The 16047-nt window shown below is 45.2% G+C and carries 14 protein-coding genes; 5 read left to right on the top strand and 9 right to left on the bottom strand.

The genetic code is table 11. The annotated features are described in order from the left end of the window. Positions 1-3 precede the first annotated feature (3 nt). The 3 genes from KIK04_RS16960 to KIK04_RS16950 form a co-directional block, all read right to left on the bottom strand. On the bottom strand, positions 4-1833 hold the full coding sequence (locus tag KIK04_RS16960) for a hypothetical protein (RefSeq protein WP_232274788.1): 1830 nt from the start codon (positions 1831-1833) through the stop codon (positions 4-6). 290 nt (positions 1834-2123) lie between these two features. Further along, positions 2124-2675 carry a DUF2199 domain-containing protein gene (locus tag KIK04_RS16955; RefSeq protein ID WP_232274787.1) on the bottom strand — a complete coding sequence of 184 codons (552 nt, stop codon included), beginning with the start codon at positions 2673-2675 and terminating at the stop codon, positions 2124-2126. A gap of 370 nt (positions 2676-3045) precedes the next feature. Next, the gene (locus tag KIK04_RS16950) at positions 3046-3333 is read right to left on the bottom strand and encodes a hypothetical protein (RefSeq protein WP_232274786.1); all 288 of its coding nucleotides are present in this window, start codon (positions 3331-3333) and stop codon (positions 3046-3048) included. A 316-nt stretch (positions 3334-3649) separates the two neighbouring features. Here KIK04_RS16950 and KIK04_RS16945 point away from each other — a divergent pair, with 316 nt between their 5' ends. Next, complete coding sequence (locus tag KIK04_RS16945; protein WP_232274785.1) at positions 3650-3919, top strand: hypothetical protein; 270 nt, start codon at positions 3650-3652, stop codon at positions 3917-3919. A gap of 61 nt (positions 3920-3980) precedes the next feature. Here KIK04_RS16945 and KIK04_RS16940 read toward each other — a convergent pair whose 3' ends face one another. Beyond that, positions 3981-5876, bottom strand: a complete 1896-nt coding sequence (locus tag KIK04_RS16940; RefSeq protein WP_232274784.1) for a PrkA family serine protein kinase — start codon at positions 5874-5876, stop codon at positions 3981-3983. Positions 5877-6161: 285 nt separating this feature from the next. Between KIK04_RS16940 and KIK04_RS16935 the strand changes: the two genes are divergently transcribed. Continuing rightward, positions 6162-7025: a DUF2161 family putative PD-(D/E)XK-type phosphodiesterase gene (locus KIK04_RS16935; RefSeq protein WP_442951098.1), complete on the top strand. Its 864-nt coding sequence runs from the start codon at positions 6162-6164 to the stop codon at positions 7023-7025. Between the two features lie 224 nt (positions 7026-7249). Here the strand turns inward: KIK04_RS16935 and KIK04_RS16930 are convergent, their stop codons facing one another. After that, positions 7250-8458: an aminotransferase-like domain-containing protein gene (locus KIK04_RS16930; protein WP_232274783.1), complete on the bottom strand. Its 1209-nt coding sequence runs from the start codon at positions 8456-8458 to the stop codon at positions 7250-7252. A 133-nt stretch (positions 8459-8591) separates the two neighbouring features. After that, positions 8592-10916 (bottom strand): sensor histidine kinase, encoded by a 2325-nt coding sequence (locus KIK04_RS16925; protein WP_232274782.1) that lies wholly within the window; start codon positions 10914-10916, stop codon positions 8592-8594. A 232-nt stretch (positions 10917-11148) separates the two neighbouring features. Between KIK04_RS16925 and KIK04_RS16920 the strand changes: the two genes are divergently transcribed. Then, the gene (locus KIK04_RS16920; RefSeq protein ID WP_232278785.1) at positions 11149-11559 is read left to right on the top strand and encodes a hypothetical protein; all 411 of its coding nucleotides are present in this window, start codon (positions 11149-11151) and stop codon (positions 11557-11559) included. Between the two features lie 13 nt (positions 11560-11572). Next, positions 11573-12640 carry a phosphodiester glycosidase family protein gene (locus KIK04_RS16915; protein ID WP_232274781.1) on the top strand — a complete coding sequence of 356 codons (1068 nt, stop codon included), beginning with the start codon at positions 11573-11575 and terminating at the stop codon, positions 12638-12640. 271 nt (positions 12641-12911) lie between these two features. On the opposite strand, the gene KIK04_RS16910 is transcribed toward KIK04_RS16915, so the two are convergent. From KIK04_RS16910 to trmL, 3 genes are all read right to left on the bottom strand, one after another. Further along, positions 12912-13796 (bottom strand): GNAT family N-acetyltransferase, encoded by an 885-nt coding sequence (locus tag KIK04_RS16910; protein ID WP_232274780.1) that lies wholly within the window; start codon positions 13794-13796, stop codon positions 12912-12914. A gap of 79 nt (positions 13797-13875) precedes the next feature. Then, positions 13876-14124 carry an AbrB/MazE/SpoVT family DNA-binding domain-containing protein gene (locus tag KIK04_RS16905; RefSeq protein ID WP_232274779.1) on the bottom strand — a complete coding sequence of 83 codons (249 nt, stop codon included), beginning with the start codon at positions 14122-14124 and terminating at the stop codon, positions 13876-13878. A 477-nt stretch (positions 14125-14601) separates the two neighbouring features. After that, positions 14602-15066 carry a tRNA (uridine(34)/cytosine(34)/5-carboxymethylaminomethyluridine(34)-2'-O)-methyltransferase TrmL gene (gene trmL / locus KIK04_RS16900; RefSeq protein WP_232274778.1) on the bottom strand — a complete coding sequence of 155 codons (465 nt, stop codon included), beginning with the start codon at positions 15064-15066 and terminating at the stop codon, positions 14602-14604. Between the two features lie 153 nt (positions 15067-15219). On the opposite strand from trmL, the gene KIK04_RS16895 reads away from it, so the two are divergent. Further along, complete coding sequence (locus KIK04_RS16895) at positions 15220-15957, top strand: response regulator transcription factor (protein ID WP_232274777.1); 738 nt, start codon at positions 15220-15222, stop codon at positions 15955-15957. Positions 15958-16047: the final 90 nt, after the last annotated feature.

Raw genomic sequence — 16047 nt, 5'->3', positions numbered from 1 at the left:
TCGTCAAGAAGTAAACGAAGAGGTTATGCTGTGTCCTTGCTCACTCGATTGATAGTTGTTCGACGCTCCGTTTGCTTCTGCACCATATGTCGATGACGTGATGCTGTGTACTTGACCGCTCGATTGATAGTTGTTCGGCACTACGTTCGCCTCTGGTCCGTGCGTGGACGACGTAATGCTATGCACTTGACCACTTGATTGGAAGTTGTTCGGCACTACTTGCGCGTCTGGGCCATGCGTAGACGCCGTGATGCTTTGCACCTGACCACTCGATTGGAAGTTGTTCGGCACTACTTGCGCGTCTGGGCCATGCGTAGACGCCGTGATGCTTTGCACCTGACCACTCGATTGGAAGTTGTTCGGCACTACTTGCGCGTCTGGGCCATGCGTAGACGCCGTGATGCTGCGCACTTGACCACTTGATTGGAAGTTGTTCGGCACTACTTGCGCGTCTGGGCCATGCGTAGACGCCGTGATGCTGTGTACTTGACCACTCGATTGGAAGTTGTTCGGTACTACTTGCGCGTCTGGGCCATGCGTAGACGCCGTGATGCTGTGTACTTGACCACTCGATTGGAAGTTGTTCGGTACTACATTCGCGTCTGGGCCATGTGTCGACGCCGTGATGCTGTGTACTTGACCACTCGATTGGAAGTTGTTCGGCACTACTTGCGCGTCTGGGCCATGCGTAGACGCCGTGATGCTGTGTACTTGACCACTCGATTGGAAGTTGTTCGGTACGACATTCGCGTCTGGGCCATGTGTCGACGCCGTGATGCTGTGTACTTGACCACTCGATTGGAAGTTGTTCGGTACTACTTGCGCGTCCGGGCCATGTGTCGACGCGGTTACGCTATGCACTTGACCGCGGTAACCAGGTTGCGATTGGCTGGTGTACGTCTGTGCAACCACATTATGTACACCGGTCGGCTGGTAGCCGCCAACATGGCTATTACTTTGCGTCCCGCTTGTAATTCCTCCACTTCCTTGCCGCCCACCATAGCCACCACTATAGTTCGTATAACCGCCTTGTGTTCCACTCGTAAATCCACCGCTAGAAATGCCACCACTAAAATGACGTTGACCGTTACCACTATGACCTGCAGAATTGTTGCTATGTCCGTAACTAACATGTCCGCCTTGGTATCCTTGGCTACCTTGCTGTCCAGCGGTGTTATTGCTGTATGTGCTAGCCACAATACCTCCTGTTAAGCCTCCGTAGCTACTACCATAGTTACTGGAATGCCCATAACTAGCATGGCCACTACCACCTTGATATCCTTGACTGCCCTGCTGTCCAGCGGTGTTATTGCTGTACGTGCTAGCCACGATGCCTCCTGTTAAGCCTCCGTAGCTATTACCATAGTTACTGGAATGCCCATAACCAGCATGGCCACTACCACCTTGATATCCTTGACTGCCCTGCTGTCCAGCGGTGTTATTGCTGTACGTGCTAGCCACAATGCCTCCTGTTAAGCCGCCATAGCTACCACCATAGTTACTGGAATGCCCATAACCAGCAATCCCGCTGCCACCTTGATATCCTTGGCTGCCTTGTTGTCCAGAGTTATTATTGCTGTACGTGCTAGCTACGATACCACCTGCCAAACCGCCATAGCCACTGTGGTTCGTATAGCTGCCATAACTAGATGGTTGGCTGTAATTTGCACTTCCATAGCTGACATGTCCGCCTTGATTTCCTTGACTACCTTGCGAGCCAGAATTATTGTTGCTATACGTTCTTGCCACAATGCCGCCTGATGAGCCCGCTCCGTGTACACCATTATTGCTACTCGATGCAGCAAAATGTTGCCCAAAATGTTGGTTAGCCATGCCTCTTCCTCCTATACTGTTTCACTTGGCCGAACCATTTGCTCAGCACTCGAAGTTAGTATGCATTTAAGCAAAGGAGGTTTATGCATCTCATTTTATATTTTTCCACCTCCGCACATGTTCCGAATCTTGATGAGTTGTACATATATGGACATACAAAAAGGCACCTCGTCCTCAATGGCGCGGTACCTTGTTCACTCTATTCAGTGATGTAGCTATCCTCCTGCTTTGTATATATCTTAGAAGTTAATATTGAATTCATGAAGTGTATTCGTAGATGTCAGAGGTCATTAACGTGCGTCTGGTAGCTTATGGTATGCGTTGTGCAATGGCTGTAGTTCCAACCACCTTTGAAAAGATAATCCTTGTCTCTGTTCGATTGCAAGCAGGTGATCCGAATTGTCCACGTGAACATCAAGTACAGACTTTCGTGGTTGCCATTTAATCGTAACGGGCAAAGCAAGTGTATCTGGGTAGCCAGGAATGGCCGAAGATAACTTTCCTGCTAAGGTCTGTTCTTGTAGGGAGCAAGTCGTTAGTAGTGCATCATATTGTTGACCACTCACTTGTATCCACACGTCCCAGTGAACATTACCGCGACCGTTTCCATTCGGCGCAGTCAGCCTACCACGAACATAGTAATATTCGTTATCTATAATACATTTTCCAGCGGACAGTACGCATCTCTCTTCTCTTTCCCACGGTTCAATTTCAGCCACATAGTAAGGTGCCGTACAGCCAGCTTGAATAGTTGGCATCAGTTGCTCCTGTTGTTGTTTACGTAATCTAAGTCGTGCAACTCTTCGACAACGATATTGTCGTTCTTTCATTAATGTTCCCATATATATCCTCTCCTCTACCATTACATTACGACAATTTGCGAGGAAAGTAGTGACTAAATTGTGAACACTTTTCAACAAAATTCAACAAATGAACTTCAATTCATGTAGAATCTTGTCGAATATTGATCATATTTGTTCCGATCTTAACCTTTGGGAGTCATCTAGTAATCCTTTGACACGAAATAGACTCATTTCATTCTCATCTAAAACATGTTGTAAAGTTCCCTGTTCTGCTAATTTATGCAGCTGCGCAAACGCCTCATCCATTGTCATACCAAGGTTGTATGCTAGCTCGGCTGTGCTGATAATTCCCTTGTTGTGCGATGCAATAGTTAAACAAGCACGTTCAACACATTCCTCATCCCACGCCTCATATTGATCGTTGTAATACGACAAAGCGAGGCCTACCCATATAACTCCCATAATGATATTCGTATAGCTGCTCTTCTGCCTCTCTTACCGATATCTTTGAAGAAGCCGCAACTTCAAATGGGGTTACGTAGCCTTTTTGTCGATACGCAATCTGTAAAACACATAATTCCTTATGACTTAAATAACGGATTTGCCGTTGACTTCCTTCATTGTCCAGTAAAGCTTCGTACTCGCTTTCACGCTTATTCATCTTGCGATAGACGAATATAATCCATCCCGACGACATAATGAACAAACTAAATACGAATACTTGTTGCTCCGCTAAGTCCCCCCCCACCATGTCTGATCCTTGACAGTAGCCGTAGACAATAAGTACAACGAGAGTCCTAGTACATATGTAGATAATAATCTTTTTACGAACACGAGATCGGTCTCCTTTCGATAGTTTGACATGAAAATAGTTCCACATCCCGATAATCATACATGGAAAAAAGGGACAGGCCTATGGTTTTGGGGCAATCTTAACATTTCTCTTCGAGCTGAAACTTTATCATTCACAATAAAGGGGTTTTATGGTAAATTGAAAAAAGGAGGGCTTTATCATGGAATTAAGTCTTATTTCATCAACCCTAATCGTGCTAGGCTTTTTAATCGCATTTGCGGTCATCATCGTTGTCGGCGTGCGAATCGTATGTAGAAATAAACCCGGAATGGCTGAACTTGTATACTTAGGCATTCTTTTCGTTACTTTGCTCGGCTCTGTGTATTTGTCCCTGTTTGGATCGATCGACATGGGGAACCAGCCCCTTATGATCGCCATCGTGTTTATTTCGGTATACCTCGCCTATAGACGAAAAAAAGATTGTTCGTAGTCCACTCACGGATTATACATAAAAAGGCCCCGCAAATGTATCGTTTGCGAGGCCTTCTCTTTTATCTGTTCAATAAGCTGCCCACATAACGGAGCAGTTCGTTGGCACATACCGAGCAATAGCCATGCTCATCAATTAATCTGGCGGTGACTTCATTAATGCGCTTGAGCTGATTTTCATCTGGCGTTTTCGTCGAAGTCGTAATCTTGACGATATCTTTTAAGTCCGTGAACAGTTTCTTTTCAATGGCTTCACGCAGACGATCATGACTGTTGTAGTCAAACTTGCGTCCTTTGCGAGAGTATGAGGACAATCGAATTAGGATTTCTTCGCGGAACGCCTTTTTCGCATTGTCAGACACACCGATTTGCTCCTCGATGGAACGCATCAGCCTTTCGTCCGGCTCCATCTCCTCGTCTGTTAACGGATCGCGAATTTTTTTCCAATTGCAAAAAGCTTCAATATTGTCGAGATAGTTCTCGAACAGCGTCTTGGCTGACTCCTCGAACGAGTAGACGAACGCCTTTTGCACTTCTTTTTTGGCCAAACTATCGTACTCTTTACGCGCAACCGAAATAAAGTTCAAATAACGTTCCCGCTCCTCCTTCGTAATGGAGGCGTGCTGATCCAATCCATCCTTAATCGCACGCAGAACATCTAGCGCATTAATGCATTGAAGGTCCTGCTTAATTAGAGCACTTGAAATCCGATTGATGACATAGCGCGGGTCAACTCCCGACATGCCTTCCTCACTGAATTCGGTTTGCATTTCCTTCAAATCGTTCTCTTTGTAGCCTTCCACTTCCTCACCGTCATACAGGCGCATCTTCTTCACTAAATCCATGCCTTGCTTTTTCGATTCTTTGAGGCGGGTTAAAATGGAGAATATCGCTGCGGCTCGCAGTGCATGCGGTGAAATATGGACATGCCCCATATCACTTTGCAAAATAAGTTTCGTATAAATTTTTTCTTCCTCTGTCACTTTTAAATTGTAAGGAATCGGCATCACAATCATCCGCGATTGCAGGGCCTCATTTTTTTTGTTGCTAATAAACGTCTTATATTCAGCTTCGTTCGTGTGGGCCACGATCAGCTCATCCGCGCTAATTAAGGCAAATCTCCCCGCTTTAAAGTTCCCTTCCTGTGTTAACGAAAGCAAGTTCCACAAAAACTTTTCATCACACTTCAACATTTCTTGGAACTCCATTAAGCCTCGGTTTGCCTTGTTCAGTTCTCCATCGAAGCGGTATGCGCGCGGATCAGATTCCGAACCGTATTCCGTAATCGTGGAGAAATCAATCGAGCCTGTAAGGTCAGCAATATCTTGTGACTTCGGATCAGAAGGACTGAACGTACCAATACCAATTCGGTTCTCTTCTGAAATAATGACTCTTTCTACGAGCACTTGCTCAATATCGCCATGGTATTCCGTTTTCAGCCGCATTTGGCAAGACGGGCACAAGTTGCCTTCAATGCGTACACCCAACTCGCGCTCTATTTCTGGGCGTAGCTCTTGTGGGATTAAATGAAGTGGCTCCTCGTGCATAGGGCAGCCTTTAATGGCATACACCGCTCCCCGCTCAGAGCGCGCAAACTGCTCCAAACCACGCTTCAGCATCGTTACGAGTGTCGATTTCCCCCCGCTGACTGGGCCCATTAACAACAAAATGCGCTTGCGTACGTCTAGCCTTTTTGCCGCTGAATGGAAATATTCTTCTACCAGCTTTTCAATCGCTCGATCCAGACCGAACAGCTCTTTTTCAAAAAATTTGTAACGTTTATGGCCGTTCACCTCCTCGAAACCGTGTGCCGCGATCATCTCGTACACACGGGCGTGGGCTGTCATAGCCGATGCGGGGTCGTTGCGCAGCAAGTCGACATATTCCTTGAACGTTCCGGTCCAGGCTAACCGTTCGCTCTCAGTACGATGCTCCGCTATTCGTTTGAAAATGTCCATCTCATTAACCTCCAATGCTCCCTATTTGCAACATAACCTTTCATCGCCGCTTACCTCTGTCTGCCTGTCAAAGTCATTTTACAAACGCCTTGGGCGCTGAATGCCTTTTCACTAATGGAATATCCTATAATAATTACAGGGTATTACATACGTATGCGGCAGCTCGGCATTAGTTTCACGAAATTTTGAGCCAAGTGGTAGGAATACGTCCACATCGATAGCGTGATATAATGCACATATATGCCTAACGGAGCAGTACGAAATGAAAAGGTAGAGGTGAGTAGCGTGCCCAAGCAAGCTCAAGCAGCACGTACACCCGGGCGGAAGGAGACGGAGTTGTACGCGCCTGTTAAAGCTTTTTTTGAAAAAAGCGGATACGAAGTGCGTGCCGAAGTGCGGCATTGTGATTTAGTCGCGATACATCCGGAACAGCCCGAAGCCGGGCCCATTGTGGTGGAAATGAAATCGACCTTTAATTTGACGCTTGTCCTGCAAGCGCTAGAGCGGCTGAAAGTATCGACGCAAGTGTATGTCGCGGTTGAAAAAAAGAGCGGCAGCCGCGGTCATCGGCCTACTGCGCTGATCGATTTGTGCAAGCGCCTCGGTCTTGGTTATATCACGGTGACGTTCTATAAGCGCAAGCCACCGTTGGTGGAGGTCGTGTGTGAGCCAAGTGAGGCGCAGACGGGACGCAAGCCTATTAAGACGCGAGCGGCACGGCTTGCGCGCGAGTTCGCTGGGCGTAGCGGCGACTACAACGTGGGCGGCAGCACGCAGCGGCAGCTTGTGACCGCGTATCGCGAGAAGGCGCTGCGTGTGGCAGCGGCTTTGCTGAGCGAAGGGCAGGAAGCGACGGCGCTCGCGGCTTTGCCGAGCGAGGCGCAGGAAGCGACGACGCTGGCGACTTTGCCGAGCGAAGCGCAGGAAGCGACGGCGCTGGCAAGCCAGCCCCAGCGAGCCGCGCACGTGCGCCTGCGCAGCGGCGTAAGCGATGCGGCTGCCGTCTTGCAGCGTAACTACTACGGCTGGTTCCTGCGAGAAAGCCGTGGCAAATATTCGCTCACACATGAGGGCAAGCAAGCACTAGAACAATACGCAGACGTCGTCCGCAACGCAGTGCGGGGAAGAAATCAGAACACCCCTTTTTAAAAATATAACCCCTCATTTCCTGAACAAATGAGGGGTTATATACACAGGTCCTATCTCCTTATTTTCAATGTAAAAACAAAAAAAGAAACCGCCCTTTTGCACCAGAGACAAGCTCCCCACAAAAGAACGATTTCCTTCTTAACTTATGCCCGCTCAACTCAAGAACGAAGCTGTCTTGCCTTCATTTCGCAATGTGCACTGAAGGCAACGCAGCTCCACATTCATTAATCTGAAGAACGTGCTGTAAATTCACTCACCGCTTCTGACAAACGCGACATGCCTGTGCGAATGACGCTCGGCTCAGCAAATGAATAGTTCAGCCTTAACGTATTCCGCTTCGCCTCGCTCGCATAGAACGGTTTCCCCGGTACGAAAGCAACGCCCTTTTCAACAGCGCACTTCAATAACGAGTCGGCGTGCAATCCTTCCGGCAACTCCACCCAGAAGAACATACCACCTTGCGGCAGGTTCCAACGCGCATTTTTCCATAAATCATTTTTCAACTCAGCTGCCATCGTCTCCATACGTTCCTTATAAACCGCAGCCAGCTTATGAATATGGTCATCTATATTAAATACTGCTGGATTAAGCATTTCTACTAAAATAAGCTGATCCAACACACTTGAATGCAAATCTGATGATTGCTTGACCTTAGCCATCATATTAATGATACGTTTATCTGCTACGACCCAGCCTGTACGCAGTCCTGGAGCAACGGTCTTACTAAACGTACTCGTATATGCCACAATACGATCCGCTTGCTTTCCTTCCAAAGATGCAATAGTTGGCACTTTATTAGAAGTAAAGCTAATATCGCCGTAAGGATCATCTTCCAATATTAACGTTTCCTGCTCACGACACAACCTCAGTAGCGCTTCACGACGCTCCAAGCTCCATACGCGCCCAGTCGGGTTGCTAAATGTCGGCACGACATAGACGAACTTCGGATTATACTGCTTCAACTTTTGTTCCAGATCATCTGGCAGCATACCGAAATCATCGCTCTCGACCGGAATCACACGCGCCTCGTTCATGCCTAACACTTGCAAACACGCCAAGTACGTTGGATCTTCCACGAGTACGACATCACCTGGATCAAGCAAAGCGCGAACATACAAATCTAGCGCTTGCTGTGAGCCGCTCGTTACCAAGATTTCATTCACATCAGCATGAATATTGCGATTTGCAGCCATACGCTGAGAAATGCTCTCTCTTAACGCCGTAACCCCTTCTGTCAATCCGTACTGCAACGCCTGCGGACCCTGATTGAACACTCGCTCCGCCGCGACGCGCATCGCATCTACTGGAAACCATTCATCTGCTGGCAATCCGCCTGCAAAAGATATAATCGACTTGCCTTGTGTCAACTTTAAAATCTCACGCACAACTGAACTTTCCACGGATTGTACTCGCTTAGAGAACGAATATTTCATCTATAACCGCCCCTTTCTGTTTCCAAAATGATACACCGTTTGCTATAGCAATGCAATCCTTTTACACCGCATCACATCGTGAAAGACACAAAAAGAGCCACTCTCTATTAGCAGCGGCTCCCCGTCTTACGATTTAAGATTGTTCAGACGATATGGATGGGTAAGGAATAATAATTTCCATAACAACCCCTTGATTTGGCGTCACTTTCCACTCCACATCTCCCTGTTGCGTTAACACGCGAGCCCTCATCTGCTTTAGGCCTCTTGATTGGACTTGCTGCCCAAACACGGCACCAGGATCAAATCCAACTCCGTCATCTTCATAATACATAATGATGCCATTCAAATCTGCCCACAACCCCAAGTAAATACGCTCGGCATAAGCATGCTTGCGTGCATTCATTAACAGCTCCTGTGCCACTCGGAACAAATGAAGCTTAAAGCTAGGCGACTGTGCATCAAGCAGCGGATGAACCGATCTTTCGAACGTAACCTCGCTCCCCAACTGCTCGAATTCTAAATCTATGTAATGTTGAATCGCATTTGCAAATCCAACCGTTTCAATCAACTTCGGTTGGAGCGCAAAGCATAGATGGCCAAGCTGCTGATTGACTGTCTCTAGCTTCTCCCCTGCCATCCGTAACTCCTCATGATTGATCGTATCTTTCCAAGAACTCCAATGCTTCAACGTCGTATTCAGTTCATGCAGCGGCTGCATAACCGTCTCTTGCACCGTACGAACGAGCTTCGCTTTCCCTTTTTCCTGTGTATCGAACAACGTCAACACGAGCTGCAATCCTTGTGGTGTTGTTGCATAAGAAGGATGTTGCATCGGCTGTTCATATGATTCTATACGCTTTTTCATTTCTTGCATGCTATAACTTTTATTCAAACCGATACGAACTAAACCGAACAATTTTTGAATCCAGTTGTTTTCTTCCATATTCGTTGTATTCGTACTCAATTCATGGTGCACAACGACTACGAAACAGACATAATCCTCATTTCGTTCCAGCTCAAACCATTGATAGTTTGGATGCTGACATTCACCTGTACGAATATGTCTTTCCAACAAATAATGATCAACATCTCCATTTATATACGTATCTAGCGATTCATGTGGAAACTTCATCACAACAGCTGCGCCTTTAATATACAAACCTTTCATAAGTGAATGTAAAATAACGTCAGCCGTATCAGGCACAGTTGAAACGGAACTCAAATCCCCCGATACGTTCTGAAGAAGTCGATGCAGCCTTGTAGAACGCGGATACATGACCGATTCAAGCTTGTTGCGGAAATATTCCAAAGAATAAAGGACAAATGTCAACACGATTACGATAAAAAGGAAACTAATGACTTGGTATGCCATCGTAGCAGTAGCGCTGAAAATAAGCCCATTAAGCCCAACGATAAGCGCACTAGGCACCATCGCGATCAGCAGCACCGTTACTGTGCGTCTGACCACAACATCAATATCGTAAAGACGATGAAACGCCGTTAAGTAAATAAACAAGATCGGAATAATAAAAGTAAACCAACCTGTTACGAGCGGAGAAACGATAAACGTCCCCCCGATCCAGCGCGGCAACAACGACAATACAATGACTGGTGCAAATGCAGCAATGATCGACAACCAAATAAAGCGAATTACGGCCGACAAATACGCCTGCTCTTTGCGATAACGTATCGATAAATGGGTAAGAACAATAATATTAAGTATGATAACGACAATCACAAATATGTAAGTAAACCAGTAACAAGTGCGATACACCGGATAGGCAAAATTCGGATGAAAATATAAAAGCTTACCGATCAGTTCCAAACCTACTATTGAATACAACACTACGAGTAGCCGCTTCGGAATGACAATACCGCCTTTTTCATGAAAAAACAAAATCAAAAAATGCAATAACATAATCGGAAATAAAGCAACTGCCGTTGTAATGAGAATCACACTAATCGGATCTCCACGAAACGAAGCCCCAATACACATATAAATAGTTCCCATTAAAAAAAATAGACAAGCTAGTAAACGCGCAGACGGTGCATGATTTCTTCTTCGCCATAAATATGCAGCAATCGCGAACAGGATCAATTCCGTCAAGAGCGGCATCAAATTCGTGGACCACTCTTTCGGCAGATCCGCTATGTAGATCGTTTTCGTATGTTCTCCTCGCGCTACCGTAATCCAGTCTACTTGCTCAATTGCCCGCCAACGCACAATATGTACATTTTGTTCAGGCGATTTCCCATCTATGCTCGTGACGACATCCCCGATGCGCAAGTCGTATTTGTTAGCGATATCCAACCTGTCCATCTCTGAAATGTGCCATTTCCCATTTTCCAACTGCGTGCGAATTCCAATAAAAGGGTGTTGAAACGTTATCCAAATAAACCAAATATGCAAGAGGACAAAAATGAGACCCCCTAGTTTAGGATAAATTTTTGAGCTCATAATCGTAATCCTCAACCTTTCTGCTACGCGGAACGAGCAGCAATGCAATCGATTTAACTTTGTCGAAAACTTTCATATAATCCGACAAAATTCTACAAACCTAAAGTGATTGTATATGACGTTCTGTATTGCTGCAATGTCTATTTTTTACGGATTTTGCAATTATGTTGACATACGTGCTAGAATAATAGAATGTTTTTTTACAAAATCGACTTCTTTCGAGGTGAATAGCGTGCAACCATCTATGCAAACGGAACGCGACACAAGCCGTCGCACCCGATCGAAGACGAGCGGAGCAAGCCCAAAATGGTTTCTTGTATTTTGGCTAGGTATGATCGTCACTGGCATGACAGCTACTTATTTTTATAGTCAACATATGAAGACTGTGATGCTGCAAGATTTGCACAAGCAAACCGAAGCTCAGCTGAAGCAAGTGCAGCAATCTTACGAGAAACGCTTGAACGGGCTTAGTGTACAGCTTGATTCGATGCAAAATAAAGTCGATGCGTTTAATGAATTGTTAACATTCACGAAAGATAACACATCGAACAAGACAGACAACAGCAACAAATTATATACACAACTTAATGAAGTGAAGAAGCAGTTGAATGAGCTGCAAAAGCAATTGAACTTGCTGAAATAAGTGAGGGATAACGATGAACTGGGAAATTAAACGAATCAATCGGTTGTTTATGCTAGCGACCGCCCCATTCTTGGGAATGATGATATTAATGCTCTCGACATCGCTCTCTACATCTTTTCAATTATCGTGGCAGCCACTAGCTGAACCCGTAGCCTTTAATCAGAAGCAGGCTGCGCTGGCCAAAGATATGGAGCAGGCGCGTAAGACTGCTGCGTATACGGTTGATTCTGTGCGCCGAGTTTCTACTATATATAAGCGCACAACGACGACGATGAACGATGTTGTTCGAGCGGCCTCTACTCAGGCAAAGCGCCCCGGCCAAATTTACGACCGACGTATATCCTCACGTCTTGGCCCCGTAAAGGAACGCATTAACAGCGACGATTTGCGTGCCGAACTGTATCGAATCGCCCAGCCTACATATAGTGGTTATGCTATGAAAGTAAAATTGAAAGACCCGAAAGCGATGCGAATGACGCTAGGTCATGACTCATACGGCAGCTCAGAAACGACGCTGCAAGCAGTAAGGCGCTATGGCGCGGTAGCTGGAATCAACGCCGGTGGCTATGCAGATGGAAGGGGCAAGCGTTTCCCGCTAGGCACGACTGTCATGAACGGAAACTATGTTAACAGTTTCGAACCGAGTCACAAAGATTTGACGTTCGTCGGCTTGAACAATACCGGCAAGCTTATCGGAGGCGAATTCCATAGTCAATCCCAATTGGATCGATTAGATCCGAAGTTCGGTGCTACGTTTGTTCCTGCGTTATTGGACAACGGTGTCAAGCTACCTATACCGGATAAATGGAAGACAAAGCCCCATCGTGCACCACGAACCGTTATCGGCAACTATAAGGACGATCAGCTCCTTATTATCGTAGCTGATGGTTACAATGAGAACGGCAGCTCGGGTGCTACACTCGAAGAGCTGCAAGCGAAGCTAATCAATTTAGGCGTTAAAGACGCCTACAATTTAGATGGCGGCGGCTCATCGTCATTAATTTTTAACGGACGTGTTGTTAATAGCCCGTCTGATGGTCAACTTCGACCTCTACCAACGCACTTTTTATTTTTTAAATAGTCTTACCTTGCACACTTAGCCTCTATTAACATAAAAGAATTGGTCAAAATTCACACCATTATCATTTGTTTTTTGGCATGTCTTGGTTATAATAAAGGAAGGTTATTGGAGGTGTGCATCATGTCCGTCGTATTTTGGATCATCATGCTCGTATTAGTCATGTTCTTAGTAGCCAACTTTACAGCAGGCTACAACGAAGACAAGACAAAAGGCTTGTAAGCAGAAAAGCTTCCCTACAATATGGGAAGCTTTTCTTATTCTTGCCTATCCACTACCATTGAACTTTATAAAAATATAGCATATGTTTAACGGTCAGACCTGCTCTTTTATATACATGAATCGGTTTCTCATCATTCGCATCCACACACAAATTCATCTTCTTAATACCTTGTCTGCCGAACAACTCGAACAAGCCGTTTTGAATCAGTCTCGTTCCAATGCCTTGATTTTGAAATGATGGTGCCACCGCAAAAAATTCGATGCTTCCTTCGCCAAATTCCGGCTCACACTCGACATAAATATATCCTTGGAGTTGTTCATTATCCCCTACAGATACGAGGACCTTGTTATGATCATTCAGCCTCTGTAAAATATCTAATCCACTATAATAGCTGTTCGGGAATGCTTCCTCATGCAAAGCGATAAAGGCTTCGTGCTGGTTAGGATCTAAATAGGGTAAATGAGCGACTTTCAGTTCGTCACACAATTGCTGTGTAGCATGGAAAATAGCATTTTCACCTGCTCGCTCCACGCCAAGCGTGTCCATGAAAGCAGCCATATACTGATGATGCTGATTAAAAAAGAAATAGGCTGTGGACACATGTTCTTGAACGAGTTCTTTGCCTGCTGTCCATAACAACTGCGCAATCTGAAGCCATTTCTCGCCCGATTCCGTATTCACAAACGGTCCCCATACTTCAGCCGTCCGCCTTTCACTATCGATATCGAAACCTAGCACTGCAATCAGCTCGCCGTCCTCATAGGCAGCCACAATGCTATCTTTCGTATCCCGATCGCTAAAATCATTCAGCAAACTATTTAATATTTCCTCTTCCTTTTCCCCACAATAGGCGATATGATGCGCTTCCCTATTGTTTAGTGTAAAAATAAGAGTTGCTGCCTCTTTAATATCCTTTACCTGATCGATTCTCAGCACGAATAACACCCCTGATGTTAGTTTGGATAAAAAAATTAGGAGCTCTACCTAAAGGTAGATGCTCCCATTTTTCTCTTGCTTAGCGAATCAATTGCGTCATGTCAGTCATGCATTGTGAACATATGTATCGATCTTTAAAATCTGACACACCGTCCATGGATCCACAGAACACACATTTTGGACGGTAGCGCTCCAAAATAATGTGGTCTCCCTGTACCAAGATTTCGACAGGATCCCCCTCGTTCATTTGGTAACGCTTCCTGAGTGATTTTGGTAATACTATACGTCCTAATTGGTCTACTTTGCGGACTACACCGGCAGGTTTCATAAGTTCCACCTCTCTCGTATATACTCTTCTCATGATTACCCTTGAAACTACCGCTCTATCTACTTCGATATACCTAGGCAAAAATCCTGCTGAAATTTGTCAATAAGTTTTATTTTTATTCAGTTCCTGTAATAATGTGTCCGAAATGAATAGAATAAAACTACATCATACTCGTTTAAGCCTTACTTTTCGCCTATTTTCAAGCAAATTCAATGTTTCAAGATCGACAAATTCTGCACCACTAAAAAGCAATTAAATCGAAAATATAGCAAAAACAAGACTAATGACTCTGTTACTTTGTATCTAAACGTTGTCATTATGTATATCTTTATGACTATTTTATCACAATTGAATTATAGTCATAACGATTTATTTTTATATTTCATCAAAATTACGAGAAATGAAAAAAGAACTATACCTTTACCATTTATAAAAATGATAATTGGAATAGTTCTTTTTTTGCTAACCAGATGTCGCCTAATCTAAATTAGGGAAACCAAGCTGCCTTAAAGCTTCAAATAAAATAATGGCAGCCGAGTTGGACAAATTAAGCGAACGCACCTCTTTTGTCATCGGCATACGAATACATGTTTCACGATTAGCTTCGATCAGTTCCGCCGGCAATCCTTTGGTTTCTTTGCCGAATACGAAGAAATCGCCATCTTGATACTCAAATTGGCAATAATGATTTGTCGCTTTCGTCGAGGCATAAAAAAAACGCGCATCCGCGTATTTATCCAGCACTTCTTGGAACGAATCGTGGTATTCAATATTTACAGCGTGCCAATAATCGAGTCCAGCGCGCTTTAATGTCGCATCGTCAGTTCGAAATCCAAGTGGACGTACCAAGTGTAGATGTATGCCCGTTGCCGCGCACGTACGCGCGATGTTGCCCGTATTGGCAGGAATTTCAGGTTCGACAAGTACAATATGCAGAGCCATCCGTTATTCACCTCACATTCCTATCTATTATACACCAATTTACACAAACACGCGTATACTTGCGCGATTTAACACCCATTTTACATGACCTTAATATGGTGTTAATTGTTCGCATTCATAATACATGTATAACATGGTATCAGGAGGTACGCGATGAAGTCGAAAATTTTAGTTGTCGATGATGATCCTTCAATGTTGATTCTTATAGAATACAATTTAAGACTGGCTGGTTACGAGGTATTATGTGTCTCAGATGGTGAATCCGTGTTTGAGGTGTTAACCAAATTCCGTCCGGATGCCATCGTTCTCGACCGCATGCTGCCGCAAACGAACGGTTTAGACGTGTGCCGTAGGCTGCGCACGCAGCACAATATGGTTCCGATCATTATGCTGACCGCCATGCATGAAGTGAGTGAACGCATCGTAGGCTTGGACAACGGCGCTGATGATTATATGACAAAGCCTTTTAGCCCGCAGGAACTTATTTCACGCATTCGTTCACTGATGAGACGTGTGCAAACGCTGCCTTCTGATGCCGAGGGAACGATTTATGAAATTGGTGGCTTGACCGTTATCGAGAAGCAGCGTGAGGTGCTCTTAAACGGCCGTAGCATCGATTTAACGCCAAAAGAGTTCGAACTACTCGTCTTTCTATGCCGCCACCGTGGCAAGGTTCTGAGCCGCCAACAATTGCTACATGGCGTGTGGGACTATCATTTTTTGGGCGATACGCGCATCGTTGACGTTCATATTAGTCATCTTCGTGACAAGTTGGAAAAAAACGCGCGCAGCCCTGAATTTATTGTGACGATCCGCAATGTCGGCTACAAGTTGGCCGACACCGTCAAGCAATGTCTGGCTGCATCGACTATTTATCCACAGCAAGCATAAACGTAATCTTTTCATGCCAAACCCGCCTGCACCATATGCAGACGGGTTTGTTTGGATATAGCTATTTGTTTTGGTCATCAGTATAGACAA

The organism is Paenibacillus sp. 481 (assembly GCF_021223605.1).
In the GTDB taxonomy this organism is placed as follows: Bacteria; Bacillota; Bacilli; order Paenibacillales; family Paenibacillaceae; genus Paenibacillus_B.
This window is presented reverse-complemented; position numbering and strand designations above follow the sequence as displayed.